Annotated in this window: 21 protein-coding genes; 15 read left to right on the top strand and 6 right to left on the bottom strand. The window is 64.8% G+C overall.

All coding sequences use genetic code 11. The features are described 5' to 3' along the window. Genes NYR58_RS02530 through NYR58_RS02540 form a run of 3 tightly spaced genes read right to left on the bottom strand, consistent with a single transcriptional unit; the run spans position 1 to position 3064 of the window. Positions 1-861, bottom strand: a complete 861-nt coding sequence (locus tag NYR58_RS02530) for a carbohydrate ABC transporter permease (RefSeq protein WP_261518901.1) — start codon at positions 859-861, stop codon at positions 1-3. Further along, on the bottom strand, positions 858-1793 hold the full coding sequence (locus tag NYR58_RS02535) for a carbohydrate ABC transporter permease (protein ID WP_261518902.1): 936 nt from the start codon (positions 1791-1793) through the stop codon (positions 858-860). Before NYR58_RS02535 ends, NYR58_RS02530 begins: the two co-directional genes overlap by 4 nt. A 17-nt stretch (positions 1794-1810) precedes the next feature. After that, entirely contained in the window at positions 1811-3064 is a 1254-nt protein-coding gene (locus NYR58_RS02540; protein ID WP_378074532.1) for an extracellular solute-binding protein, read from the bottom strand. Positions 3065-3276: 212 nt separating this feature from the next. On the opposite strand from NYR58_RS02540, the gene NYR58_RS02545 reads away from it, so the two are divergent. The 4 genes from NYR58_RS02545 to NYR58_RS02560 all read left to right on the top strand — a co-directional run bounded on the left by NYR58_RS02545 (position 3277) and on the right by NYR58_RS02560 (position 10341). Next, positions 3277-4563, top strand: a complete 1287-nt coding sequence (locus NYR58_RS02545) for an ROK family protein (RefSeq protein WP_261518903.1) — start codon at positions 3277-3279, stop codon at positions 4561-4563. After that, on the top strand, positions 4547-6940 hold the full coding sequence (locus NYR58_RS02550) for a PIG-L family deacetylase (RefSeq protein ID WP_261518904.1): 2394 nt from the start codon (positions 4547-4549) through the stop codon (positions 6938-6940). The genes NYR58_RS02545 and NYR58_RS02550 overlap by 17 nt, the downstream gene beginning before the upstream one ends. Positions 6941-6944: 4 nt before the next feature. Then, positions 6945-7811: a DMT family transporter gene (locus NYR58_RS02555; protein WP_261518905.1), complete on the top strand. Its 867-nt coding sequence runs from the start codon at positions 6945-6947 to the stop codon at positions 7809-7811. 184 nt (positions 7812-7995) lie between these two features. Further along, a complete protein-coding gene (locus tag NYR58_RS02560) occupies positions 7996-10341 on the top strand; it encodes a mechanosensitive ion channel domain-containing protein (RefSeq protein WP_261518906.1) in 2346 nt (781 codons plus the stop codon). Positions 10342-10745: 404 nt separating this feature from the next. On the opposite strand, the gene NYR58_RS02565 is transcribed toward NYR58_RS02560, so the two are convergent. Further along, positions 10746-11765: a substrate-binding domain-containing protein gene (locus NYR58_RS02565; RefSeq protein ID WP_261518907.1), complete on the bottom strand. Its 1020-nt coding sequence runs from the start codon at positions 11763-11765 to the stop codon at positions 10746-10748. A 388-nt stretch (positions 11766-12153) separates the two neighbouring features. Here NYR58_RS02565 and NYR58_RS02570 point away from each other — a divergent pair, with 388 nt between their 5' ends. The 6 genes from NYR58_RS02570 to NYR58_RS02595 all read left to right on the top strand — a co-directional run bounded on the left by NYR58_RS02570 (position 12154) and on the right by NYR58_RS02595 (position 18254). Continuing rightward, complete coding sequence (locus tag NYR58_RS02570) at positions 12154-13419, top strand: ABC transporter substrate-binding protein (RefSeq protein WP_261518908.1); 1266 nt, start codon at positions 12154-12156, stop codon at positions 13417-13419. A gap of 97 nt (positions 13420-13516) precedes the next feature. Continuing rightward, a complete protein-coding gene (locus NYR58_RS02575; RefSeq protein WP_261518909.1) occupies positions 13517-14491 on the top strand; it encodes a carbohydrate ABC transporter permease in 975 nt (324 codons plus the stop codon). Further along, positions 14488-15312 (top strand): carbohydrate ABC transporter permease, encoded by an 825-nt coding sequence (locus tag NYR58_RS02580; protein WP_261518910.1) that lies wholly within the window; start codon positions 14488-14490, stop codon positions 15310-15312. Before NYR58_RS02575 ends, NYR58_RS02580 begins: the two co-directional genes overlap by 4 nt. Before the next feature lie 4 nt (positions 15313-15316). Beyond that, positions 15317-16324 carry an ABC transporter ATP-binding protein gene (locus NYR58_RS02585; protein WP_261518911.1) on the top strand — a complete coding sequence of 336 codons (1008 nt, stop codon included), beginning with the start codon at positions 15317-15319 and terminating at the stop codon, positions 16322-16324. Positions 16325-16386: 62 nt separating this feature from the next. Next, positions 16387-17169, top strand: a complete 783-nt coding sequence (locus tag NYR58_RS02590) for a ThuA domain-containing protein (protein WP_261518912.1) — start codon at positions 16387-16389, stop codon at positions 17167-17169. Positions 17170-17180: 11 nt separating this feature from the next. After that, the gene (locus NYR58_RS02595; RefSeq protein WP_261519161.1) at positions 17181-18254 is read left to right on the top strand and encodes a Gfo/Idh/MocA family protein; all 1074 of its coding nucleotides are present in this window, start codon (positions 17181-17183) and stop codon (positions 18252-18254) included. Between the two features lie 213 nt (positions 18255-18467). Here NYR58_RS02595 and NYR58_RS02600 read toward each other — a convergent pair whose 3' ends face one another. Continuing rightward, on the bottom strand, positions 18468-20024 hold the full coding sequence (locus NYR58_RS02600; protein ID WP_261518913.1) for a VOC family protein: 1557 nt from the start codon (positions 20022-20024) through the stop codon (positions 18468-18470). Between the two features lie 132 nt (positions 20025-20156). On the opposite strand from NYR58_RS02600, the gene NYR58_RS02605 reads away from it, so the two are divergent. After that, positions 20157-21092: a pirin family protein gene (locus NYR58_RS02605; RefSeq protein WP_261518914.1), complete on the top strand. Its 936-nt coding sequence runs from the start codon at positions 20157-20159 to the stop codon at positions 21090-21092. A gap of 80 nt (positions 21093-21172) precedes the next feature. Here the strand turns inward: NYR58_RS02605 and NYR58_RS02610 are convergent, their stop codons facing one another. Then, on the bottom strand, positions 21173-22195 hold the full coding sequence (locus tag NYR58_RS02610) for a LacI family DNA-binding transcriptional regulator (protein ID WP_261518915.1): 1023 nt from the start codon (positions 22193-22195) through the stop codon (positions 21173-21175). 291 nt (positions 22196-22486) lie between these two features. Between NYR58_RS02610 and NYR58_RS02615 the strand changes: the two genes are divergently transcribed. From NYR58_RS02615 to NYR58_RS02630, 4 genes are all read left to right on the top strand, one after another. Continuing rightward, positions 22487-23818 (top strand): ABC transporter substrate-binding protein, encoded by a 1332-nt coding sequence (locus tag NYR58_RS02615; RefSeq protein WP_261518916.1) that lies wholly within the window; start codon positions 22487-22489, stop codon positions 23816-23818. Positions 23819-23905: 87 nt separating this feature from the next. After that, positions 23906-24853, top strand: a complete 948-nt coding sequence (locus NYR58_RS02620; protein ID WP_261518917.1) for a carbohydrate ABC transporter permease — start codon at positions 23906-23908, stop codon at positions 24851-24853. Then, complete coding sequence (locus NYR58_RS02625) at positions 24850-25788, top strand: carbohydrate ABC transporter permease (protein ID WP_261518918.1); 939 nt, start codon at positions 24850-24852, stop codon at positions 25786-25788. Before NYR58_RS02620 ends, NYR58_RS02625 begins: the two co-directional genes overlap by 4 nt. Continuing rightward, a complete protein-coding gene (locus NYR58_RS02630; RefSeq protein ID WP_261518919.1) occupies positions 25785-26015 on the top strand; it encodes a hypothetical protein in 231 nt (76 codons plus the stop codon). The genes NYR58_RS02625 and NYR58_RS02630 overlap by 4 nt, the downstream gene beginning before the upstream one ends.

Genomic DNA, 26015 nt, shown 5'->3' on the forward strand with positions numbered 1-26015 from the left:
TCAGCCCTTCAGTCCCGCCAGCATGACGCCACGCACGATGTAGCGCTGCAAGGCCAGGAAAACGATGAGGGTGGGAATGGTGGCCAGCGCTGCGCCGGTCATGATCATCTCCCATTGGATCGATTGTTCGACGGCAAAGCTCGAAAGCCCCACCGGCAAGGTGTAGAGTTCCCGGCTCGTCGTCACGATCAGGGGCCAGAAGAAGGCGGTCCAGTTTCCGAGAAAGGTAAAGATGGCAAGTGCCGAGATGGCGGGCGTCACCATGGGCATGGCGATCTTCCACCAGATCGTGAACTCGTTGAGCCCGTCCACGCGCGCCGCCTCCAGGAAGTCGTCGGGCACCGTCTCGAAGAACTGCTTCATCAGAAACGTGCCGAAGGCGGTCATCATGCCGGGAAACATGATGCCCCAATAGGTATCCAGCCATCCGAGCTGGCTGGACATCAGATACCACGGGATGACCAGCATCTCGGTGGGGATCATGAGCGTCGAGAGGATGGCCAGGAAGACCAGATAGCGGCCGCGGAACTCGAACTTTGCCAGCGTGTAGCCGACAAGACTGTCGAAGAAGACGTTGGAAAGCGTGACGGCCGTGGCAACCAGGGTGGAGTTCAGGAACCAGCGCACAAAACGGCCATCGGCGAGCACGCGGATATAGTTGTCGAGCGTCGGATCGGCCGGAATGAGACGCAGGTCATAGACCTGGCCGGCGGATTTGAGCGAGGTCGAGAACATGTAGATGAGCGGCGTCACCATCACGATGCCGCCGATCATCAGAAGCGTCCAGGCGACGATGCGGCCGGGACGGATGTCGCGCCGGTTGGCGGCAAGCTCGCTCGTGGAGGCGGCGATGCTCGTCATGTGCGGTTCCTCAGGAGCCAGAGCTGAATGAGCGAGACGATCAGAAGGATGGTGAAAAGAACCACCGTCTGCGCCGCCGCATAGCCCATGTCGTAGGAGGAAAACGCCGTCTGGTAGATCATCAGCACCAGTGGCTTGGTGGAATTGAGCGGCCCTCCGGGGTCGTTGGTCGTCATGTTGTAGACCTGATCGAAAATGCGCAGGAAGCCGATCGAGGAGAAGACGACGAGGAAGACGGTGGTGGGCTTCAGCAGGGGCAGTGTGATCTTGCGCAGGATCGCCCATTCCCCGAGACCGTCGATGCGCGCGGCCTCGTAATAGGTCAGCGGAATGGCGCGCAGGCCCGCCATGAAAATGATGATCTGAAAGCCGAGCCCCGCCCAGATGGCCGTGACCATGATGGCGGGCAGGGCCTGATCGACGGAACGCAGGAAGGGCTGCTGCGCAATGCCGACTGCGGAAAGAAGGCCGTTGATCACGCCGATGGGCACCGGCTGATAGAACCAGCGCCACACCCAGGCCATGGCGGCGGCGGTGGTCAGAAAAGGCAGGAAGTAGAGCGCCCGGATCAAGCCGTGCATGAAACGCACGCGGTCGAGATAGAAGGCGATCACGAATGCCAGAACAAGGCTGATCGGCGTGCCCAGAATGAGATAGGCGAAGGTGTTGCGGAACACCTGCCAGAAAACCGGATCGGCAAACAGCCGGCGGTAGTTCTCAAGGCCGATGAAGGCGGCCGGCCGCAGGAGGTCCCAGTCCGTCAGCGAGAGCCAGAACGCCTGAAAGGTGGGATAGAAACGGATGCCGGCATAAAAGACGATCGGCACGGCCAGAAACGCCCATGCCCAGACCACGCGCTTGGTGCGGATGGAAAGGCGGTCCCAGAGTCCGGCGATGCCCGCCGGACCCGAAGGTGTTGCGACCGATGCCATGATCTGCCTCCGTGGCTCTACTTGCCGTAGAACCTGTCGAGGATGGCCTGTTCCTCGCGGGCCGCCTGGGCGAGAGACTCGGCCGGATCCTGCCCTTCGAGAAGAATGCGGTTCTCCATGTCGATGACCACCTGGCGCTGGGCAGCCTCGTCCACGAAGCGCGTCGTATGCGCATATTCCAGACCCTTGAGGAACGGTCCGTAGATGGGATTGGCGAGATTGTCCTCGGTCAGCGCCACCTCCTTGCGCGCCGGCAGCTCTCCCACCACGTCAAGCCAGATCTGCATGGCCTCGGGCGATGAGATATAGGCCAGGAACTTCTGCGCCGCCTCGAGCTCCTCGCCTTCCGCAGTCGCGCCGATGGCGTTGGCAAAGTAGCTGGAATAGTTGGAGCGCACACCATCCGCATTGGCCGGCAGCTCCGCCACGCCCCACTCGAAGGGATTGCTCGAAAAGGCGCCAAGGCGGAAGGTGCCGTCGATGGTCATGGCCGCAAGGCCGGCGCGGAAGGCCGCCTGGCCCTCGTCCATGAAGCCCGCCTGGCCCACCTTGTGCTCCGTCTGCAAGCCGCTGTGGAAGCTGATCGCAGCAAGCCCCGCCGCATCATTGTAAGCCACCTGCCTGCCATCTTCGGAATAGGGCTTTCCGCCGAACTGCCGGATGAGAACCTCACGCCACCAATGATGGTCCTGCCCGCCCATCTCCACGGTGATCCCTTCCGAGGTGATGTTGCCGCTGGCATCATACTTGGTCGTCGCCTTGGCTGCTTCGACGAGCTCGTCCAAGGTCTGCGGCGGGCTGTCGGGATCGAGGCCGGCTTCCTGGAAAAGCTGCTTGTTGTAGAACAGCGCCAGCGAGCGCACGGCCGTGGGCAGGCCGTAATAGTGGCCGTCGCGCTTCATCGCGGAGACGATGGGGAAGAAATCCCGCTCGATCTCCTCGGGGGGGAAGACCGACGGATCGAGCGGCTGGATCAGCCCGCCGGCAACGAAATTGTCGAGCCAGCCATAAAAGAGCTGGACGACATCCGGACCCTGTCCTGCCACCTTCGCCGCGACAACCCGCGTCTGATAGTCGGCATAGGGAAAGGTGACGTGCTTGACGGTAATGTCCGGGTTCGCCACCTCGAATTTCTCGATGAGCTGGTCCATCGCCTTTACGCGGGTGTCGAACACATATTGCCAGTATTCGATCTCCACCGCCTGGGCCTGGCCGAGGGCCAGGATGCTGATGCCGACGGCGAGGCCGGCGCACTTGATCTTGGTCAACATCTACTCCTCCTTCTGTTCGCAACAGGCCCCATTTCCGGTTGCGAGCGACGATCTTGCCGGGGATGACGGGTCCGCCACGCCGGAAGCCAAGGTCAGCGCAGCCCGGCTCGGTTGTCAATAAAATAATTTACTTGAGTTATTTTTCTGTCGACATACGCTGCCGCCACGGGCAGAGTCTTCCTGCCCGCGGCAGGGTTCTCAGCGAGCGTGGGATGATCGGTCAGGACAAACGGGCAGGGCGCCGGCGCGTGGCCATCGGCAGCAACCCGGAGCGCAACCGGGCGCACAACCGCCGTGTCGTGCTTGAGGTGATCCGCCTGCACGGCCATCTCGGACGGACCGCCATCGCCCGCCATGCCCGCCTGACGCCGCAGGCGGTTGCCAATATTGTCGACGAGCTGCTTGCCGAGGGCCTGCTCATCGAAGTGGGCCGGCTGCGCAGCGGGCGCGGCCAGCCGCCGATCCAGTTTGCCGTCAATCCCGACGGGCCGCTGACGGCCGGCGTGGAGGTTGCCGCCGACCATATGGTGACGGTGCTGGTAGACCTTGCCGGCGGTCTGCGCGGCCAGGCGATCAGCCCGCTGGAGCGCGCCGATCCCGGGCACATTCCAGACCGCATCGACAAGGAGATCCGGGCGCTGCGCGCCTCGCTCGGCGCCGAGGCGTCGCGCCTGCTCGGCATAGGCGTGGTGATGCCCGGTCCCTTCGAGATCGAAGGCATGAGCTCCGTCGGGCCTGCAACGCTGCCCGGCTGGACAGGCGTCGATCCGATGCCGCTCATCGCCCGCGCCACCGGCCAGCCCGTCTCCCTCGACAACGATGCGACGGCAGCCGCGGTGGGCGAACGGCTCTATGGCGCAGGGCGCCAGATCATGAGCTTCTGCTATCTCTATTTCGGTGTCGGACTGGGCCTTGGCGTCATCCAGGAGGGCCGGCCGCTGCGTGGCGCCTTCGGCAATGCCGGCGAGATCGGCCACATCAATCTCGCCCCGCGCAACCGCCGGGGAGCCTACGGCCCCGAGGGCGCGCTGGAGCGGTTCGCCTCCGTCTTCGCGCTGCGTGAGCGGCTGGCCGCCGCCGGCCGCCAGGCAGCGACCATCGAGGCGCTCGCCGCGCTTCATGCAGCAGGCGACGCGGTGATGCGGGACTGGATCGCAGAAGCAGCCGACTATCTGGCACCCACCGTCGCCATGCTGGAAAACGTTTTCGATCCCGAGACCATCATCTTCGGCGGCGGGCTGCCCGATGCGGTGCTCGACGCGGTGATCGAGGCACTGGAGCCGCTGCCGGTTTCCGTCGCCACCCGGCGCAGCCGCGCCCTGCCGCGCGTCATCCGCGGCCAGACCGGCCAGCTCACCGCTGCCCTGGGTGCTGCAGCGCTGCCGCTGCTCGAAACGGTTTCGCCCCATCTCAGCCTCGCACCGGCACCGCAACAGCCGCCGGTCGAAGAAGCGCAGACACCCAACGAAGGAGAGGCAGGCCATGCTGAGCCATCGTGAACGCCTGCATCGCCGCAGGGCGCGGCCGGCACTTGTCGAACTGCACCGGGCGCTGAGCCGCCTGAAATCGACGCTCACCGTCATGAACACGGGCGCCCATCCCGACGATGAGCACAGCGGCATGCTGGCGGTCTTGCGCCTTGCTTATGGCATGCGCGTCGTCATCGCCTGTTCGACCCGCGGCGAGGGCGGCCAGAATGCGCTCGGGCCGGAGCGCGGCGGAGCGCTGGGCGTGGTGCGGACGCGCGAGATGGAAGAGGCCGCCCGCACGCTTGACGCCGACGTGGTGTGGCTCGGCCATGGGCCGGATGACCCGGTGCATGATTTCGGCTTCTCCAAGGATGGCCGCGACACCCTGGCCCGCTGGGGGCGCGAGCGCATCGTCGAGCGGCTTGTGCGCGCCTACCGCGCCGAGCGGCCCGACATCGTCATCCCCGCCTTCCTCGACGTGCCCGGCCAGCACGGCCACCACCGCGCCATGACGCAGGCGGCCGAAGAGGCGGTGCGGCTTGCCGCCGACCCGCATGCCTTTCCCCAGCACCTGAAGGAAGGACTCACCCCCTGGGAGGTTGCCAAGTTCTATCTGCCGGCGTGGTCCGGCGGCGGCGGCACCTATGACGACGAACTGCCGCCGCCCGATGTCACGGTGCGGGTGCGCGCGCCTGGCCGCGATCCGGCCACCGGCGCAGCCCACGCCGAGATCGGCGAGTGGTCTCGCAGCTTTCATGCCACCCAGGGCATGGGTGTCTGGCGTCCCGAGCCGCAGACGGACTGGCCCCTGCATCTGAAGCTCGCAGGGCAGGGGACGGAAAGCGACATTTCAGAGGGCCTGCCGGCCAGGCTCGCCGACCTTGCCCGCGGCCTCGGCCATGCCACGGCCGAACAACTCGAAGCCGCACAAGCGCACGTGGATCGCGCCCTCGACGCCTTTCCGCATCGTGAGCGCATCATCGAAGCCCTCGCCGCGGCAGCGCGCCATATCGAAATCGCACAAGCCCGCCTGTCACGCGAGGAGCAGCAGCGTTTCGGCCATCGACTGGCGCGCAAGCGCGTCGAGATCGACGCAGCACTGGGGGTGGCTGCCGGCATCGTGGCGACGGTCTGGGCCGAGCCGGCCGCCCTTGCCCCGGGCAGCCGGGGCAAGCTTCATGTGCATCTGGGGCCACGCGATGCCGCCTCACCCGTCGAGATCGACCTGCTCCTGCCGGAAGGCATTTCCGGCGGAACGGCCATCCACGACGCTTCGGTCACCACCTTCCCGATCGCGGTTGCGCGCGCCGCGCCCATCGGCAATGCCTATCCGCCCTCCTTTTCCAGCCTTCTGGGGCGGCCGGGCCTGCGTGTGGCGCTCCGGACCGAGATCGGTGGCCGCACGGTGACCCTTTTTGCCGAACCGGAAGAGCCGGTTGAGATCGTGCCGGCCCATTCCGTCACTCTTGCGCCCGATGCCCTCATCGTCTCCACCCGCGCCCGGCCCGGCTCCCGTTCCGTCCGTGCGCGCGTCGATGGCCCCGCCGCCTCGCTTGCGCTCGAAAGCACGAACGGCGCTGCTGCACGGCGCGAGGGCGAAGGTTTCCGTGTGGACATCGCGCCCGACATCGCGCCGGGCCGATACAGCCTCGACGCAACGGTGGATGGCGCGCCGGCCTATCGGCAGACGCCGATCACCTACCCGCATATCGGGCGGGCGCGGTTCGTCTCCCGTCAGAACCTGGACATGCTGGTGGTCGACCTGCTTCTGCCCCAGAATGCGCGGGTGGGGTATGTCGGTGGCGGGGCGGACCGCGTCGGCCTGTGGCTGCGGCGCATGGGCCTCGACGTCACGGAGCTCGATGAGACCGACCTGCGGGGCGATCTGAAGCGCTTTACCACCATCGTCGTGGGCATCCTTGCCTTCGGCCTGCGGGCTGACCTTGCGGAGGCCGTGGGCCGCCTCAACCGCTGGGTCGAGGAGGGGGGGCATCTTCTGACCCTTTACCACCGGCCCGGCGACGGCTGGCTGCCGGAGAGGACACCGCCGCGGCGGTTGGTCATCGGTTCTCCCTCCCTGCGCTGGCGCGTGACGAACCCGGCAGCACCGGTCGAGTTTCTCAGGCCCCGCCATCCGCTTCTGAGCCGGCCGAACGCCATCACGGCGCAGGATTTCACCGGCTGGGACAAGGAGCGCGGTCTTTATTTCGCCAGCCAGTGGGACGGGGCCTACGAGCCCTTGCTTGCCATGAGCGATGCCGGCGAGGCGCCCCTTGAAGGCGCTCTCCTGTCTGCCTCGATCGGCCGTGGACGGCACACCCACACAAGCCTCGTGCTGCACCATCAGCTCGACCGGCTGGTGCCGGGGGCCTTCCGCCTCATGGCCAATCTCGTCCAGCCGGCCTGAGGCAATGCAGCCATCGCCGGAGCGGCGGGCAGAGCGGATCGGTGTGATCTGGCTGCTTGCGGACATGACGCTGATCTCCGCCATGGCCGCCCTCGTCAAGATGGAGGGCGCGCAATACCCGGCGATCCAGCTCGTTTTCCTGCGTTCGGTGGTGGGTGTGGTGATCATCCTGCCGCTCGTCTGGCGCCATCGGCGCGAGATCCGGCACACGCGCCACACCGGCCGGCACATCTTCCGCATCACCTGCAACGCCCTGGCGCTGACGGGCAACTTCGCGGCCCTGGCCGCCTTGCCGCTGGCCCTTGTCAGCGCCATCGGCTTCACCCGCCCTCTTGTCGTGATGCTGCTTGCCGTGCTGCTTCTGGGGGAGCGCATCTCCACCATCCGCTGGCTCGGTGCCGCGCTGGGTCTTGCCGGCGTGTTGGTCATGGTGGCGCCGGGTCACGTGCCGCTCGATCCCGGCCTTGCCGCGGCATTCGCCTCGGTGCTGTTCGGCTCGCTTGCCGTGGTTCAGACGCGTGCTCTCAAGGATGAGAACACCACGGTTCTGATGGTCTTCTATACCGTGGGGCTCAGCCTTATTTCCGCTGTTCCAGCCGCCATGACGTGGCAGCCGGTCCAGCCGGCGGACTGGGCGCCGCTGCTTGCCATCGGGATCCTGGCCCAGCTTGGCCAATATTGTTTCCTGCGCGCCTATCAGACGGCGCAGGCCAACGTGCTTGCGCCCTTCGGCTACCTTTCCATCATCTTCGCCACGGCGACCGGCTATCTCCTTTTTGGCGAGGTGCCGCGCCTCACCACCATGGCCGGGGTTCTCGTCATCCTGCTTTCCCTCCACATCACTCGCCTTCTGGACAACCGTCGCGGATAGCAAAGCGGCAGGATCGTCGCCGATTCAAAGCCGGCAAAATATATATGCGGACCAGGTGATCGCGCAACATTCGCCAGCGCAAGATTCGCGAAGAAGTGTGCCGGTTGAAATAAGAATATCAGCCTCTATCCTCGGCGGTTACATCGTCAAAGCGACACCCAGCAACTGGAAGCGAGGCCGGCGGATGCCATTTTTTCTTCGTCATGTTGTTCTTGCGCTGCTCGTCCTGCCCCTTCTGGCGGGAGCGGCCGGTGCACAGGCCGAGGGCCCGGACCCGCAGGCGGCGGCGGACGGCGCCTCGCAGCCGGGCTATGCCGCCATGGCCGACATTCTGGAAGACGAGGCGGCGCGCAACGCGCTGATCGCGCAGCTGCGTCGCCTTGCCGCCGGACAGGGCGCCGAGGCCGCATCGCCGGCCGAACAGGTGCCGCTGGCGCGCCGGATCGCCAGCGCCACGAACGGCCTCATCGAGGAGATCGCCGCGGAGGCCGCGGAAGCCTATCGGCGCATCCTCAGCCTCCAGATGGATTCGGTCTCCTCGCAAGGGGTGGCCGGTCTCGCGCAGGCGACCTTCGATCTTGGCGTGCTGGTTGCCGTCGTGGCCGTCGTCATGTGGCTGTCGCGCCTGGCGGCAGGCGGCCTCTACCGCCGTATCGCCGGCTGGGCCGCGCGTGCGCACGGTTCGGCCCACTGGATGCGGCGCGGCCTGGCCACCCTCGGCGCTGCCCTGATCGATCTCGCCGCCATCGCCATCGGCTGGTTGGCCGGCCATGGCGTCGCCCTGCTTGCGCTTGGCGAGCAGGCGGGGCGCATGGATGCAAGCCAGTCGTTCTTTCTCAACGCCTTTCTGGTGGTCGAGACCGCAAAGGTGGCGATCCGCCTCTTCTTCTCCACGCGGCATGAGGACCTGCGCCTCTTGCCGGTCACAGCGGAGGATGCGGCCTACTGGGAAAGCCGGGCCTCGCGTCTTGCGAGCCTGCTGGGCTACGGGATTCTGGTTGTCGAGCCGATCGTCGAACTCAATCTCGGAACGGCGCTCGGGTTCGTCACAGGGGCCGTCGTCTACGGGCTGGCGCTTGCCCTGATCATCGTCGTGGTGCGCCAGAACCGGGAGCCGGTGAGGCAGGGGCTTCGCGCCATGGCCGAGCGCAGCCGCACCCGTCTTGCGAATGTGCTTCTGGGAACCCTGTCCCACATCTGGCACATCGTTGCGATCGCCTATGCGGCGGTGCTTGCACTGCTTCTGCTCCTGCGCCCGGAATCGGCCCTCTCCTTCATCATCGGCGCGACGCTTCAGACCATCCTGGCAGTGGCGGCGGGCGTGCTCCTTTCGATCCTGATCGACAGGGCGATGGCCCTCGGCATCCGGCTGAAACCGCAGACGCGCGTGCGGTTTCCCATGCTGGAAGAACGGTTGAACGCCTTCGTGCCCGCCGCATTGCGGGGCGTGCGCGTCTTCATCGCTCTCCTCGTCGCCGCCGTGGTGCTGGACGCCTGGCGGATCGTCGACTTCTTCGCCTGGATCCGTTCGGAATCGGGCCTCAACGTCATCGGCACCATCGTCACCATTGCCTTTGTGCTGGCCGCCGCCTTCGCAATCTGGCTGTTTGTCTCCTCCTGGATCGAGCATCGCCTCAACCAGCAGGCCGAGGCCGACAGCATGCTGGCCGCTTCCAGGGCGCGCCAGCGCACGCTGCTGACGATCTTCCGCAACGCCTTCACCATCGCGCTCGTCGTCATGGCGCTGATGGTCACCCTGTCCGAACTGGGCCTCGATATCGGGCCGTTGCTGGCAGGCGCGGGCGTGTTGGGCCTGGCCATCGGCTTCGGGGCGCAGAAGCTGGTGCAGGACGTGATCACCGGCGTGTTCATCCAGCTCGAAAACGCCATCTATACCGGCGACGTCGTCACCGCCTCCGGCATTACCGGCGTGGTGGAGAAGCTGACCATCCGCTCCGTGGGCATTCGCGATCTTTCGGGCACCTATCACATCATCCCGTTCTCCTCCGTCGATACGGTCTCGAACTTCATGCGCGGCTTTTCCTACCATGTCGGGGAGTACGGGGTGGCCTATCGGGAGAATGTGGATGAGGTGATCGAGGTGATGAGGCAGGCTTTCGAGGAACTGCGCGAAAACCCCGAACACGCCGCCAGCATCATCGACGATCTGGAGGTGCACGGCGTGACCGCCTTTGCCGATTCTAGCGTCAATGTGCGCATACGCATCAAGACGCTGCCCGGCCAGCAATGGGCCGTCGGACGCGCCTACAACGCCATCATCAAGAAGCGCTTCGACGCGGCGGGCATCGAGATCCCCTTCCCGCACGTCACGCTCTATTTCGGCGAGGACAAGAAGGGCTCCGCGCCGCCTGCGCCGATCAGGATCGTCGAGCCCCAGAGCGTCGATGGCGGGGACATGCAGTCGAAGGCAGAGCCGAGGAAACCGCAGCGCAGGAAGACGGCAAGGCGAAAGCCGCCGCAGCCCGCCGAAGGCGGGCAACCGGACCTGCCCTCCGAGGAGGAGCTTTAGCCCGGTTCACCGTTTCAATGAAACGCCGATCCGGTCCATCTCTTTGTTTTTGCCGCATTTGTGCGACGCCAGATGATTCCATCCGGCTGCAAGATGCCGTAGCCGGCGTATTCTGGATGCACGTTGCCCGGCCGGATCAACCGCTTCGCTGCTGCCTCTTCGGGGTGACTCCCGGCTGTCTCGCGAAGCTTTCGGAGCGTGTCGTGGCGAGGCGCGCCGCCAATCGCCCCATGGTGACAAAGCCTGGAAGAATCTTAAGGACTTTCATGTTCAGCCACGCCATCTCATCGACCGGAGGCGGTCCGGCCGTTCAAGCCGATTGAAGGCTGCCGCCCCCATGAGCGGTCAGCTTCATGGAGAAGGCGCAGCGGACCTCGGCTTATGGGTACCAAGCGCTCCTCCCGCTATTGCGGCGCCGGCCCCGTGGAATCTCCAAGAATGAGGGGGACCGGCCATAGCTCTCCGATCGAGCCGGGGTCGCGGCCTTCCAGCATTTCGAGCAGGAGCTCGCCGATCCGGGAACCGGCGGCACGCAGCGAGGACTGCGTGGTCGTCAGGCTCGGGATCATGGTCTGCGGGTTGAGATAGGGAAACACATCGTCATGGGCGACCATCGAGACGTCGCGGCCCAGAGTGAGGCCGCGGGAGCGGATGGCCCGGGAGATCCCCATCGCCATCGTCACCGCGCTGGTGAGAATGGCGGTCGGGGGCGCCTTCAGGGAAAGCCAGCCATCGGCGATGGCATAGCCGGTCATGTCGGTGAGGTCGCTGTTGCTGATCAGGGCGGGATCGGGCGCAATGCCATATTCGGCAAGCGCGTCGCGGTATCCCTTTTCGCGATGATGGGTGTAGGTGTAGCCCGCCGGTCCGTTGGCGAGTGCGATGCGCTCGTGCCCGAGCTGCAGAAGATGGCGCGTGGCGCGCCGGAAGGCGCCCTCATTGTCCACGTCCAGCCAGGCATGAGGGACGTTGGAGCGCGTGCGGCCATGCAGGATGAACGGCATGCCGCGTCTGGTCAGAAGCGGAATCCGTTCATCGGCCAGGGTCGGCATGCTCAGAACCAGCGCATCCACCTGTCTGCTCGATATGATGCGCTCATAGGCGCGCATCTCGTCCTGCAGTTCGACCGGAATGAGCACGATGTCGAACTCCTTGCGGATGAGATGCGTGCCAAGACCTGCGATGAATTCCAGGAAATGGGGGTTCATGAGCCGGTCGCTGTTGGCGGGGAGGATAAGGCCGATCGCGCCCGCCCGCCCCGTCGCCAGACGCTGTGCGCTGGCATTCGGCCTGTAGCCGAGCTTTACGGCCGCCTCCTCGACGCGCCGGCGCGTCGCCTCGGCCACGTCGGAATGCCCGTTCAAGGCCCTGCTGACCGTGGTCTGTGACAATCCCAGCATCTCTGCCAGGGTCTTCATGTTCATCGCGTTTCCCCGCCGCTGCCGATGAAAGCCGATCCGAAGCGCTTTCGATTTTCTGTTGTCCGGGGAGAGCGAAAAGACCGCTTCCCCAAGGCCTCAGGCACCATTTTACACCAAGCGGGTGGACGGACAATGCCGCCACTTCCATCAAAAAAAGAAACGACCGCAATTATTTAGGATGAATGTCGGTAACATCAAGCTGCCCGGCCACTCAAGGCACGGCATCGGCGGGATTGACAAGGGATGGGAGTGGTTCTAGCTTCCACATCCGAAGCGCTTCGGATACCTGCGAATTCGCTTCAGGGAGCAGCGGGGTTTTGCGCTCCGCGGACGGTCAGGAAGGCGCCGGCAAGGGAGGAGCCCGGCGGGCGCCAAATGCGGGAGGACGAGAATGCACGGAAAATTCTTGACGGCGGGCGTGGCCGCTTGCGCTCTGCTGGCGGTGGCCGGGGCGCGCGCGGCCGAGGTGAACTACGCCGCCGGCATCACCGGCAACGCGGTGCAGGTCTTCGAGGAGCTTGTCGCCCCGTGGGAGGAAGCAACCGGGCATGATGCCAGGCTGGTGCCGATGCCGGCGTCGACCACCGACCAGTTCGGCCAGTATCGCCTGTGGCTTGCGGCACAGAACAAGGACATCGACCTCTACCAGACCGACGTGATCTGGGCCCCGCAGCTGGCGGAGCACTTCGTCGATCTCAAGGAGGCCGCAGGCGATCTGGTGGAGAAGCACTTCCCGTCCATCATCGAGTCCCAGACCGTGGATGGAAGGCTGGTGGCGCTGCCGCTCTTCACGGATGCTCCGGCGCTCTACTACCGCAAGGACCTTCTTGAAAAGCATGGTGCGGCGGTGCCGACCACCTGGGAGGAGCTCACCGAAACGGCCCGCAAAATCCAGGACGCCGAGCGCGCCGAAGGCAATGGCGACATCTGGGGCTTCGTGTGGCAGGGCAATGCCTATGAGGGCCTGACCTGCAACGCGCTCGAATGGATCAAGTCCTTCGGCGGCGGCCAGATCGTGGAGCCCGACGGCACCATCTCCGTCAACAACGAGGCGGCCATTGCGGCCCTCGATCTCGCGGCCAGCTGGCCCGGCACCATCTCGCCGCAGGGCGTCCTGGCCTACAAGGAGGAGGAAGCCCGGGGTGTCTGGCAGACCGGCAATGCCGTCTTCATGCGCAACTGGCCCTACGCCTACGGGCTTGGAAACGGCGACGACAGCGCCGTGAAGGGCAAGTTCGACGTCACCGTGCTGCCGAGGGGCGGCGACAGCGATACCTCCGCTGCCACGCTCGGCGGCTGGAACGTCGCCGTTTCCAGATATTCCGATGAGCAGGAGGCCGCGATCTCGCTTGCCGTCTATCTGGCAAGCCCCGAGGCACAGAAGCGGCGGGCCCTGATCGCCTCCAATCTTCCGACCATCATCGACCTTTACGACGACCCCGAAATCGCGAAGGAGCAGCCCATCATCCCGCGCTGGAAGGATGTGTTCCTGCAGGCGGTGCCGCGCCCCTCTGCGCCGACGAAGACGGCCTACAACGAGGTCTCCTCGCTGTTCTGGAGCGCGGTTCACGACACGCTGTCCGGCAACGGTACGGCCGCCGAGAATCTCGAGATTCTGGAGGCGGATCTGGAAGCGCTGAAGGGCGACGGCTGGTAGTCCCGATCCTGGTCAGGCCCGGGCGCCCGGCAGGCGCCCCGGCCCGTCCGCCGCCGCTTGAAGGCCGCCCCGGCCACAGTCTTCGGGAGGAAACGCGATGGCCACCGTCGCCGCACCCGCGCAGCCGATATCCCCCAAGGGCCGCTCCGAGCTCAAGGCACAGCGTGTCCGGGCCGCCATGTGGTTCCTGCTGCCGATGGTCACGGCCCTGTTCCTGGTTGCTGCCTGGCCGCTTCTGCGGACCATCTATTTCAGCTTTACCGATACCACGCTCAACGATCTGGGCGGCGGCGAATGGATCGGGCTGCAGAACTATCTGAGCTGGCGCACTCTCTCCTCCGGGCGGACGATCTTCCGCGGCGTCCTGGCCGATCCGAACTGGTGGAACGCGGTGTGGAATACGGTCTACTTCGCGGTCGTCTCCGTCAGTCTCGAAACGGTCTTCGGCGTCATCGTTGCGCTCGTGCTGAATGCCGAGTTCAGGGGGCGCGGGCTTGTCCGCGCCGCCGTTCTCATCCCCTGGGCGATCCCCACCATCGTCTCGGCGAAAATGTGGGGCTGGATGCTGAACGACCAGTTCGGCATCATCAACGACCTGCTCCTGAAGCTGGGGCTGATCTCCGAAAAGATCGCCTGGACGGCCAGCCCGGACACCGCGATGCTGGCCATCATCATCGTGGATGTCTGGAAGACCACGCCCTTCGTGGCCCTCCTGGTGCTTGCCGCGCTTCAGATGGTGCCGCGCGAAATCTACGAAGCGGCACGGCTCGACGGGGTCAATCCCGTCAAGGTCTTCTTCCGGGTGACGCTGCCGCTCATCCGGCCGGCGCTCCTGGTCGCCGTCATCTTCCGCACGCTCGACGCATTGAGAATGTTCGACCTGGTCTACGTGCTCACGCCCAACTCTTCGGCCACCAAGACCATGTCGGTCATCGCTCGGGAGAATCTCATCGATTTCAATAAGTTCGGATACGGTTCGGCGCAGTCTACCCTGCTGTTCCTGCTGATTGCCGGCTTCGTTCTTCTCTACATCCGGCTCGGCCGGCTGAACCTTGGCGGGAGGGGCCTATGAAGCTTGTCGGCGCCATCTCCTTCTATGCGCTGGTAGTGGTGATCGTCGTGGTAGCGGTGTTCCCCTTCTACTATGCCGTGCTCACCAGCTTCGAGACCGGCACGGCCATTTTCCAGGTGAACTACCTGCCGGTGTCCTTCGATCTGGGAAACTATGTGGCGGTTCTGACCAGTCGCAACTTTCCCATATCCATCCTCAACTCCGTCTTCATCGCCACCATGACGGTGCTGTTTTCGCTGTTCCTGGCGGTCACGGCCTCCTATGCGCTTGCGCGGGTGCCGTTTCGCGGGCGCAGCACCCTGCTGCTCGCCATTCTGGCCGTCTCGATGTTTCCGCAGATCGCCGTCCTTGCGGGGCTGTTCGAGCTCATACGCTTTCTGGGGCTGTTCAACACGCCATGGGCGATGATCGTCAGCTACACGATCTTCACGCTTCCCTTCACGGTCTGGGTGCTGACCACCTTCATGCGTGGCCTGCCGGTGGAGCTGGAGGAGGCGGCGATCGTCGACGGGGCCTCGCCCTGGATCATCATCACCCGGGTTTTCATGCCGCTTCTGTGGCCGGCCCTGGCGACCACCGGGCTGCTTGCCTTCATCGGCGCATGGAACGAGTTTCTCTTCGCGCTCACCTTCACGGCATCGGAGACGACGAGAACGGTGCCCGTCGCCATCGCTCTTCTTTCGGGCGCAAGCGAGTTCGAGATTCCGTGGGGCGCGATCATGGCGGCATCGGTGATCGTGACCGTGCCGCTCGTTCTGCTCGTGCTCGTCTTCCAGCGAAAGATCGTGTCGGGCCTTACGGCCGGCAGCGTCAAGGGATAGGGTCATGGCCAACATAGAGCTCAGGAGCGTTCGCAAGTCGTTCGGCGCGTTCGAGGTCATTAAGGGTGTGGACATGGACATCCGCTCCGGCGAGTTCATGGTGTTCGTGGGCCCCTCGGGCTGCGGCAAGTCCACCCTTCTGCGCCTGATCGCCGGGCTTGAAGACATCACCTCGGGCCAGTTGCTGTTCGACGGCGAACGCGTCAACGATTGCGCGCCTTCCAGGCGCGGCATCGCGATGGTCTTTCAGTCCTATGCGCTCTACCCGCATATGGATGTGTTCCAGAACATGGCCTTCGGCATGAAGCTTTCCGGGGCCGGCCGGGAAGACATCGAGAAGCGCGTGAAGAAGGCGGCCGCCATGCTGCAGATCGAAAAGCTGCTCGACCGTCTTCCGCGGCAATTGTCGGGTGGCCAGCGCCAGCGCGTCGCCATCGGCCGGGCGATCGTTCGCGATCCGCGGGTGTTCCTGTTCGATGAGCCGCTGTCGAATCTGGATGCGGCGCTGCGCGTCTCCACGCGCATCGAGATCGCCCGTCTGCACAAGGAGATCGGCAATGCGACGATGGTCTATGTGACGCACGATCAGGTCGAGGCGATGACCCTGGCCGACAGGATTTGCGTCCTGCGCGACGGGGTGGTCGAGCAGATCGGAACGCCGCTGGAGCTCTACAACCATCCGCAGTCGCTGTTCGTCGCCGGCTTCATCGGCTCGCCGAAGATGAACTTCCTGACCGGCAGGCATTCGCAGCCCTTCGGCTGCGCAACGGTCGGCGTGCGCGCGGAGCATATCGAGATCACCAGCGAAGGCGTGTGGAGCGGCCGTGTCATCCACTCCGAAAATCTCGGCTCCGACACCTATGTCTATCTCGACATCGAGGCGCAAGAGCCGGTGATCGTCAGGCAGCCGGGCACGGTGGCCTTCAAGCCGGGCGAAGCCCTCCGCTTCTCGCCCATGCCGCGGGAGTTTCACCGCTTCGATGCGAAAGGCAAACCCCTGCCGCGTCACTGAGAGGGCGCGGCCGTCCATCTCCAACCCACCCCCAGCGGGGTGATCCAGCCAGGGAAGGCACGATGATCAGAGCGCTCGTATGGGGCGAAAACGTCCATGAGCAGACCAATGAGACCGTCGCCCAGCTCTACCCCAAGGGCATGCATGAGGCGATTGCCGACGCGCTGCGGGCAGACGGAACCATCGCGGTGAGCATCGCAACGCTTCAGGAGCCCGAGCACGGGTTGACGAGCCGCGTGCTGGAAGAGACCGATGTGCTGCTGTGGTGGGGGCATGCCGCCCATGGTGCGGTGGCCGACGACATCGTTGCGCGCGTTGCCGGGCGCGTGTGGCAGGGAATGGGCCTCATCGCCCTCCACTCGGCGCATTTCTCCAAGATCTTCAAGACCCTGATGGGGACCCACTGCGCGCTCCACTGGCGTGAGGCGGGCGAACGCGAACGCCTTTGGGTGGTCAATCCGGGCCATCCGATCGCCGCCGGCCTGCCCGCCCATTTCACGCTCGAGAACGAGGAGATGTATGGCGAGCCCTTCGGCATTCCAGAGCCGATGGAGACGGTGTTCCTGTCGTGGTTCCAGGGGGGCGAGGTCTTCCGTTCGGGCGTGACCTACCAGCGCGGCAGGGGCAGGATCTTCTATTTCCGGCCCGGCCACGAAACCTATCCCACCTATTACGACGAGAATGTTCGCAAGGTGCTGCGAAACGCCGTTCGCTGGGCCTACAACCCGGCGCAGACCACACAGGACGTGACCGCAGCCCCCAACGTGCCTGTCGAGCAGGCATTGGAACCGATTTCGGAGCGTGGGCCGAAGCTGCACGCCCATGGCGACAGGGGATTCAGATGAACGCAAAGCCAATTCGCTTGATCATTGTCGGCACCGGCTCCATGGCGGCACAGCACGCCCGGCGGTTCGGCGCCATGGAAGGCGTGGAGGTCGTTGCCGGGGTCGATCTCGATCCCGAGCGCGTGCAGGCCTTTTGCCGCGAGCACGGGATCGGACGCTGGTTCACGGATCTCGGCGCTGCGCTCGAATGGGGCGCGTTCGATGCGGTGGCGAATGTGACGCCCGACAGCGCCCACCATGCCACGACGATGCCGGTTCTGGCGCACCGAAAGCACGTCTTCTGCGAGAAACCGCTGGCGACCAGCCATGCCGACGCCAGCGCGATGACGCAGGCAGCCCAGGAGGCGCAGGTCGTTGCGATGGTGAACCTGTCCTATCGCAGCGTGCCGGCGCTGCAGAAGGCGCGCCAACTGGTAACGGCCGGTGAGCTCGGCGAGGTCAGGCATGTCGAAGCGTCCTACCTTCAGAGCTGGCTGGCCAGCCGCTACTGGGGGGATTGGCGCACGGAAAGCCGGTGGCTGTGGCGCCTGTCCAGGCAGCACGGCTCCAACGGCGTTCTCGGCGATGTCGGCATCCACATCCTGGATTTCGCATCCTACGGAACGGCCTCGGAAATCGAGAAGGTGTCCTGCCGGCTCAAGGCCTTCCATAAGGCCGAGAACGACCGCATCGGCGAATATGTGCTCGATGCCAATGACAGCTTCGTCATGGCTGTCGAATTCGCCAATGGCGCGTTGGGTACGATCCATGCAACCCGCTGGGCAACCGGCTATGCCGACGATCTGCGGCTTCGCATCTTCGGTTCACGGGGCAGCCTGGAAGTCAGCTATGGCGGCCGGGGGGAAGATGGCCAGCGCATATCGCATCTCAGGGCCTGTCTGGGGCGCGATATCGAAACGCACAGCTGGCGGGACATTCCCCTCGACCCCGTCGAAAGCAATTACGAGCGCTTCATTCGCGCGATTCGACAGGGCGAGACCCTGGAACCATCTTTCGGCCATGCCGCCAATCTGCAACGAATCTTCGATCTTGCCCTCGAAACGGAGGCAACCTTGCCGAAGGATACGATGGCGGCAAGCGCCTGATGCGGCATGCCGAAGGCGGAGACGGTTCTTCGCCGCGAAGGCCCTGCCCATGACGGCAAGGGGGCATCGCTGCTCGGAGGCGTTCGCCTGCCGGACGTGCGATGCGCCCCGCGCCTGGACCGGTTCGTCGTTTCATTGAAACGCTGATCCGGTCCATTTGTCTGTCTTGCCGCATTTGTGCGACGCCAGATGATTCCGTCTGGCTGCAAAATGCTAGTCCTGCGGAGGCGGCTGGCCCGGCCCGTCGGCCTGACGGGCCAGCCACGCCTGCGCGGCCGCCAGATCATGTGCGACCAGTTCATGGCCGGCGTCGATCTGGCGGGCGTCGAGGGCGGCTCCGCTTTTTCTCAGCCATTCGTTGAGGCGGGGCGCGAAGGCGCCGTAGGGGTCGCGGCTGCCGGCAAGCGTGAGAACGCTGAGATGTGACAGATCGACATCCGGCAGCGTTTCCAGCACCGCCATTGGCCGCAGGAGAATGGCCCGCCGCATGAGCGAGGGGTGCAGCGCGGCCACCGCGGCCGCGAAATTTGCGCCGTTGGAATAGCCCAGAACCGTGATGCGTTGCGGATCGAGGCCATAGGAGCGGATCGCGCCCTGCCAGAACGCGGCGAAGGCTTCGGCTTCCGAGCGGATGTCCTCCTGATCGAAATGCGTCATGTCGAGCCGGCGGAAGAACCGCGACACGCCCTCTTCCGTCGAGCGCCCCCGCACCCCCAGCAGGGTGGCCCGCGGATCGAGACGATGGGCCAGCGGAAAGAGATCGGCCTCGCTGCCGCCGGTCCCGTGAAGGGTGAGAATGAGCGCTCCGTTGGGGCTCTCGGGCCTGTGAAAGCGATGGACGAAGGGCAAGTCGCGCATGGCAATCCTTTCCTCGCCCGGACGGGCGAACTGGGGCAAGATCACGCGCAGGTCCTGGGCGCGGTGCATGTCCGCATCCGGTACGAAGAGGGTTTCGCCCAGATGAGCGGGGTCCTCGTCCACCGTCAGTCCTGGCGCATCGGTGGCGTATTCGATCAATGTTCCGGCCGGCTCGCGGACATAGAGCGAAACGAAATATTTCCGGTCATGGACGGAGGTGACGCCATCCTGTGCCTTGAGGGCGGCACGCATCCTGACGAGCGCCTGCCGATCCGCGGCGCGGAAGGCGACATGATCGACGATGCCGGTTCCGGGAATGCCGGGGACATATCCGCTGGCGTCCCTTATGTCCACCGCGTCGCGCTCGCCATGCCAGCGCTGGAGGTTGCCTTCCCGCCGCCCCGGCCGGTAGCCGAAGCGCTCGATGAAGCCGGCGGTCTCGTCGGGCCGCTGCGAGAGGATGGTGACGGAGCGCAGCCGCGTGGGCGCGGACGGATCGGCCAGGGCGGCGCTTGCCGGAAGATCGCTGCCGACAAGCTTGATGATGATCCTGTCGGGGTCCTTGAGGCGCAGAACGGGCTCGCCGAACTCGCGCACGGGACCATCGACCTTGACGCCGGCCGCAAGCGACCGGGTAAGCCAGGCGCCGATCGAAGCCTGCGGAACGGCGAAGGCGATCTCGGCGACCTGTCCGTGGCCGACCCGTCCGGGCGCGCCGTCTTCCCAAACCAGAAAGGTGATGAGCGAGCCCGGGCTGCCGAGCGCATCGCCATAGAAGAGATGAAGCTGCGCGCCATCCTCGAATCCCCCGGTCTGCTTGACCAGGCGCAGGCCGAGAAAGCCGGCATAAAAGTCCACATTGGCCTGCACCTTGCGCGTGATCGCCGTGACGTGGTGGATGCCGCAGGTCATGTCCTTCCTTCCCGGGACTGCTTTGCCCCTCAGTAATAGCGGGATATGGTGCGATCAGATACGCCCGATGAGCGCCTGCATCCACGCCCTTGCGCAGGCCGTGTTTGCGGGCGGGAGCCGAAAGGAGCCGACATGAGCTGGAATCCCGCCCTGACCCCCGGCTGCCCCGATGAGATCGGCGTCGATGCCATCGAGACGCTGATCGTCCCGCGTGCCCGCGATCTGGGCGGTTTTGAGGTGCGTCGCGCCCTGCCGGCGCCCAGACGTCAGATGGTGGGTCCGTTCATCTTTTTCGATCAGGCCGGCCCGGCGGAGTTCCTGACCGGCCAGGGCATCGACGTGCGGCCGCACCCCCATATCGGGCTTGGCACCGTGACCTATCTCTATCGCGGGGATTTCCATCACCGCGACAGCCTCGGGACGGATCAGATCATCCGCCCCGGGGCGGTGAACTGGATGGTGGCGGGGCGGGGCGTTACGCATTCCGAAAGGACGAGCGATCAAGCACGCAGCGGGCCGCACAGCCTGTTCGGCATCCAGACATGGATCGCCCTGCCGGAAGATCGCGAGGACATTGCCCCCTCCTTCGAGCATCATGGGAAGGATCGCCTGCCGGAATTCGAGGACGGGGGCGTCCGGTCGCGCCTCATCCTGGGCTCTGCCTATGACCGCTCGGCACCGGCAACGCTTCATTCGCAGACCTTCTATCTCGACGTCGTGCTTGACCCCGGCGCGCGTTTTCCGCTTCCCGACGATCACGAAGATCGCGGGCTCTATATCACCGAGGGCAGCGTTGCGATTGCCGGACAGTCCTTCGAGGCCGGGCGTATGATGGTGTTCCGTCCCGGCGACCGCATCACCGTTGCCGCCGGGCCGAGGGGCGCCCGTCTGATGGCGCTCGGCGGCGCCACGCTGAACGGCCCGCGATATATCTGGTGGAACTTCGTCTCCTCGAGCCGCGAGAAGATCGAGCACGCCAAGCGGGAATGGCAGGCGGCGGATTGGGGGCGCGGCCAGTTCGATCTTCCGACGGGAGACCGTGACGAATTCATTCCGCTGCCGGGCTGAGCGCTCCTTGGCCCCATGGCGGTGGTTTCGGAAACACCGCCGTGCCGTCGCGGTCCGACGCCGGCTTTCGACCGCGACGGCTACAGATTCTCGGCCAGCAGGATCTCGATGCGGATGCGCTCCTGGGCGGCAACAGGCTCCAGATGGTCGGCTCTTGCGCGCAGGATGCGGATCGCGCTGCGGACGGCATGGCCCGGATTTTGCGCAATGATGGCATCCACCCTTTCCTCGCGAAGCGCCTGCTCGCTGAAGGGCGTGCGCTCGTGCGCCACCACGACGAACTTCTTCAGATCCGCAAAGCGGGCAATCGCCTCCAGCGGCACGCGCGCCTCGGGGCTGACCACATAGACGCCCACGATGTCGGGGTTGTGGTCGAAGGCGGTCTTCACGATGCGGGCGGCGCGCTCCAGGTCCGAATGGGTCTCCAGGGTCGGCAGGCTGCGCAGGCCCGGAAAGCAACGGTTTATCACCCGGTCGAACCCGAGGCGCCGCTTGATGCTGTCCTGTGACAATATGGTCTCGGCAACGATCAGTATCTTGCCCGCCCTGCCGGCGCTGAACCGGCCCATGATGCGGCCGGCCGTGGCCCCGGCGGCGACGTTGTCAACGCCCACAAAGTCCAGTTTCTCCAGATTTTCCTGGCCGGAGAGAAACTGCACGACCTTGATGCCGCGCTCGCAAAGCCGGCTCATCGCATCGCGCGCCTGCGGAGATTCGGGCGCCATGACCGCCACGCCGTCGACCGCACCCGCCTCCAGCGAGGAGAGATAGTTCGCCACCGCGTGCGGGTCCTCGATGGCCACCTGGGCGACGTCGACGGAGACGAGGTCGGGCTTGAGCGCGGCATTGGCGGCGGCAACTTCGCGCAGCAACTCCTTCAGATACTGGTCGCCCTTCTCGGGAAGCACGAACCGGAAGCGATAGGTCCTGTTGCGCGCCAGGTTCACCGCCGCGATGTTGCGCACGAAGCCTATGCGCTCGATCGCATCCTGAACCTTCTTGACCGTCCGGGCGCTGACATTGGGCCTTTCATTGAGCACGCGGTCCACCGTCGCCAGGCTGACACCCGCCGCTTTGGCAAGATCCTTGGTGGTGGGGCGCATCCTTCCTCCACTTCAGACGGCCGTTCCTGCCGCTTTATTCAACAGCGCCGGCGGCAAGGCAAGGCAAATTGAGGTACGCACCTCAAAAAATGCTTGCCTTGAGGTACGTACCTCATCTATGGATAGGGCGCGCACAGGATCGCCGTGTCGGCGCCATCCGAACGCATCCGGCGCACGAAGGCGCGCGGGGAGGAGGGGCCACAGGCTTCACATTGCTCGCGTATGGAGTTCGCGCCCTGGCGCGAAGCGCCGCTTCGGCATGCGCCGAAGCGAGGTGGGAGGTTTTTTGAGATGAAATCGACGGTATGGAATTGCGCTCTCGGCGTCGGCCTGCTGGTCGGAACGAGCGCGCTTGCAGTCCCCTCGGCCAAGGCCGAGAACCTGACGCTGTGCTGGGCCGCCTGGGACCCGGCCAATGCGCTGGTGGAGCTTTCCAAGGATTTCGAGGAAGCGTCCGGCCACACGATGAGCTTTGAATTCGTTCCCTGGCCGAACTTCGCCGACCGCATGCTCAACGAGCTCAATTCCGGCGGCCAGCTTTGCGATCTGATGATCGGCGACAGCCAGTGGATCGGCGGGGCGGCCGAAAGCGGCCATTACGTCAAGCTGAATGACTTCTTCGAGCAGGAAGGCATTTCGATGGACGACTTCATCCCCGCCACCGTGACCGGCTACGCCGAGTGGCCCAAGGGGACGCCGAACTACTGGGCCTTGCCTGCCTTTGGCGACGTGGTGGGATGGACCTACCGCAAGGACTGGTTCGAGCGGCCGCAGCTGCAGGCCGAGTTCAGGGAGAAATACGGGCGCGACCTGGACGTGCCGGCGAGCCTGGCCGAGCTCAAGGACATTGCGGAGTTCTTCCAGGGGCGCGAAATCGACGGAACCCGCGTCTATGGCGCTGCCATCTACACCGAGCGCGGCTCCGAAGGCATCACCATGGGGGTGACGAACATCCTCTACAATTACGGGTTCGACTACGACAATCCCGAAAAGCCCTATGAGCTGGAAGGCTTCGTCAATTCGCCCGGCGCCGTCGAAGGGCTCGAGTTCTACAAGCAGCTCTACGACTGCTGCACCCCGCCCGGTTCCTCGGACTGGTACATGTCGGAAAACATCGACGCCTATAAGTCGGGGCAGGTCGCCCTGCAGATGAACTTCGCCTTCATCTGGCCGGGCGTGGAGGCGGACCCGAATGTCGGCGGCGGCAAATCCGGTTATTTCGCCAATCCGCCCGGGCCCGGCGGCCACTATGCGCAATTGGGCGGGCAGGGCATTTCCGTGGTCGCCTATTCGAGCAAGCAGGATGCGGCGCTCGAATACATCAAGTGGTTCGCCCAACCCGAGATCCAGGCCAAATGGTGGGAGATGGGCGGCTATTCGGCCCTGCGTGCCGTTGTCGAGGATCCAGGCTTCGCATCGAGCCAGCCTTACGCCCAGACCTTCCTCGATTCCATGGCCATCGTGAAGGACTTCTGGGCCGAGCCGGCCTATGCCGATCTGCTGCTGGCCATGCAGGCACGCGTTCACAACTATGTGGTGGCCGGCAACGGAACGGCGCAGGAAGCCCTCGACGGCCTCGTGGAGGACTGGACCGAAATCTTCGAGGACGAAGGCAAGTACTAGCCTGCCCGATCGACAGGCGCTTGCAGCGAGCGATGCCGGCGCGGCCGCCGGCATCGCATCGGCAGCATCGACAGTGAAGGTCGCAAGATGTCCATTTCTCCGATAGAGCGGGCCGCAGCCACGACCCCTCCCGGCGTCGCCCGGCGCGTCAAGGGACTGTCCGACAGGGCTCTGGCCTGGATCTTCGTGGCCCCGACCATCCTTCTGCTTCTGGCGATCAACATCTTCCCGTTGATCTGGACCATTCGGCTGAGCTTCACCGACTACCGGGTCAACCGGCCGAACCGGGAGGCCGAATTCATCGGCCTGCGCAATTACGAACGCATCCTGACCGATGGCGACATCTGGATCAGCATGCAGGCCACGGCCCATTTCCTGTTCTGGACCATCTTCTTCCAGGTCGTCATCGGCTTTGCCCTTGCCTATCTGATCAACAAGAAGTTCCGGGGAAACGATCTGTGGACGACCATCATCGTCCTGCCGATGATGCTCTCTCCGGCCGTCGTGGGCAATTTCTGGACCTTCCTCTACCAGCCGCAGATCGGCCTGTTCAATTATGTCGTTGGCTTTCTGACCGGTGCCGACCCATCCAGCTTTTCGATGATCGGCGAGGTGGCACTCGCCCCCTGGGCCATCGTCATCGTCGACACATGGATGTGGACGCCCTTCGTGATGCTCATCTGCCTTGCCGGGCTGCGCTCCATCCCCGACAGCATCTATGAGGCGGCAGAATGCGACCGCGCCAGCAAATGGCGCCAGTTCTGGACGATCACCATTCCGCTGGTCCTGCCGTTCCTGATGCTGGCGGTGCTCTTCCGCGGCATCGAGAACTTCAAGATGTTCGACCTCGTGGTGCAGCTCACCGGCGGCGGGCCGGGTGCGACAACGGAGCTGACCTCCATCAACCTCAAGCGCGAAGCCTTCGAGAAATGGCGCACCGGCTATGCCTCGGCCTATGCGGTCATCCTGTTCGTCACGGTCTTCGGCCTTGCATCGATCTATGTGAAAGCCCTCAACAAGGTGAAAGAGAGATGAGTTTTTCCGTCACGGAGCCATCCGGCCGGCAAAAGCTGTTCGCGGGCTTTCTGGTCGCCTTCTATGCCCTCGTCACCATCATGCCGCTGGCCTGGATCATCGCGACCGGCTTCAAGTCGCCTGCCGATGCCATTGCCTATCCGCCGAAGGTCGTCTTCGAGCCGACGCTGGAAGGCTATGTGAATCTCTTCACCACGCGCACGCGTGCCAGCGACGAGGCACTTCAGGAACGCGGCGCGCCGGAGACCTGGTACCAGCGCATCGTGCGCGACAAGGGCATGATGATCGTCGGACCCTCCCGCTACGGCGAGCGGTTCATGAACTCGGTCATCATCGGCTTCGGCTCGACCTTCCTGACGGTGTTTCTGGGCACCATCGCCGCCTATGCCTTCTCGCGCTTCAAGGTTCCGCTGAAGGACGATCTGCTCTTCTTCATCCTCTCGACACGGATGATGCCGCCGATCGCCGTCGCCATCCCGATCTTCCTCATGTACCGCCAGCTCGGGCTCAACGACACGCATCTGGGCATGATACTGCTCTATACGGCAGTCAACCTCTCCCTGTCGGTGTGGCTGTTGAAGGGCTTCATCGATGAGATTCCGGTCGAATACGAGGAAGCGGCGCTGATTGACGGCTACACCCGCTTCCAGGCCTTCTGCAAGGTGGTGCTGCCGCAGGCGGCCACCGGCATCGCCTCGACGGCCATCTTCTGCCTGATCTTCGCCTGGAACGAATATGCCTTCGCGGTGCTTCTGACCTCCGGCACGGCGCAGACGGCACCTCCCTTCATCCCCACCATCATCGGCGTCGGCGGCCAGGACTGGCCCGCCGTCGCCGCCGGCGCAACCCTGTTCCTCGTGCCGGTGATGGTGTTCACCATTCTGCTGCGCAAGCACCTCCTGCGTGGCATAACCTTCGGAGCGGTGCGCAAATGAGCGAGGCTCGTCACGGCCATCGGCATGAAGAGGCAGACCCTGCCCGCCAGAAGGCATCGCGGCGCATCCTCGTGCGCGGCCCGTGGGAGATGGCGGCCAGCATTCTCATCGGGCTCGGAGTGCTCATGCTGATGCAGCCCTTTTTCATGTGGGCCTTCACCTACAGCTTCATCGTCCTCCTGATCGGGACGATCGGCTTCATCATCGTCTCGCATTTCCCGGAGTAG

The organism is Chelativorans intermedius (genome assembly GCF_025398255.1).
GTDB lineage: Bacteria > Pseudomonadota > Alphaproteobacteria > Rhizobiales > Rhizobiaceae > Chelativorans > Chelativorans intermedius.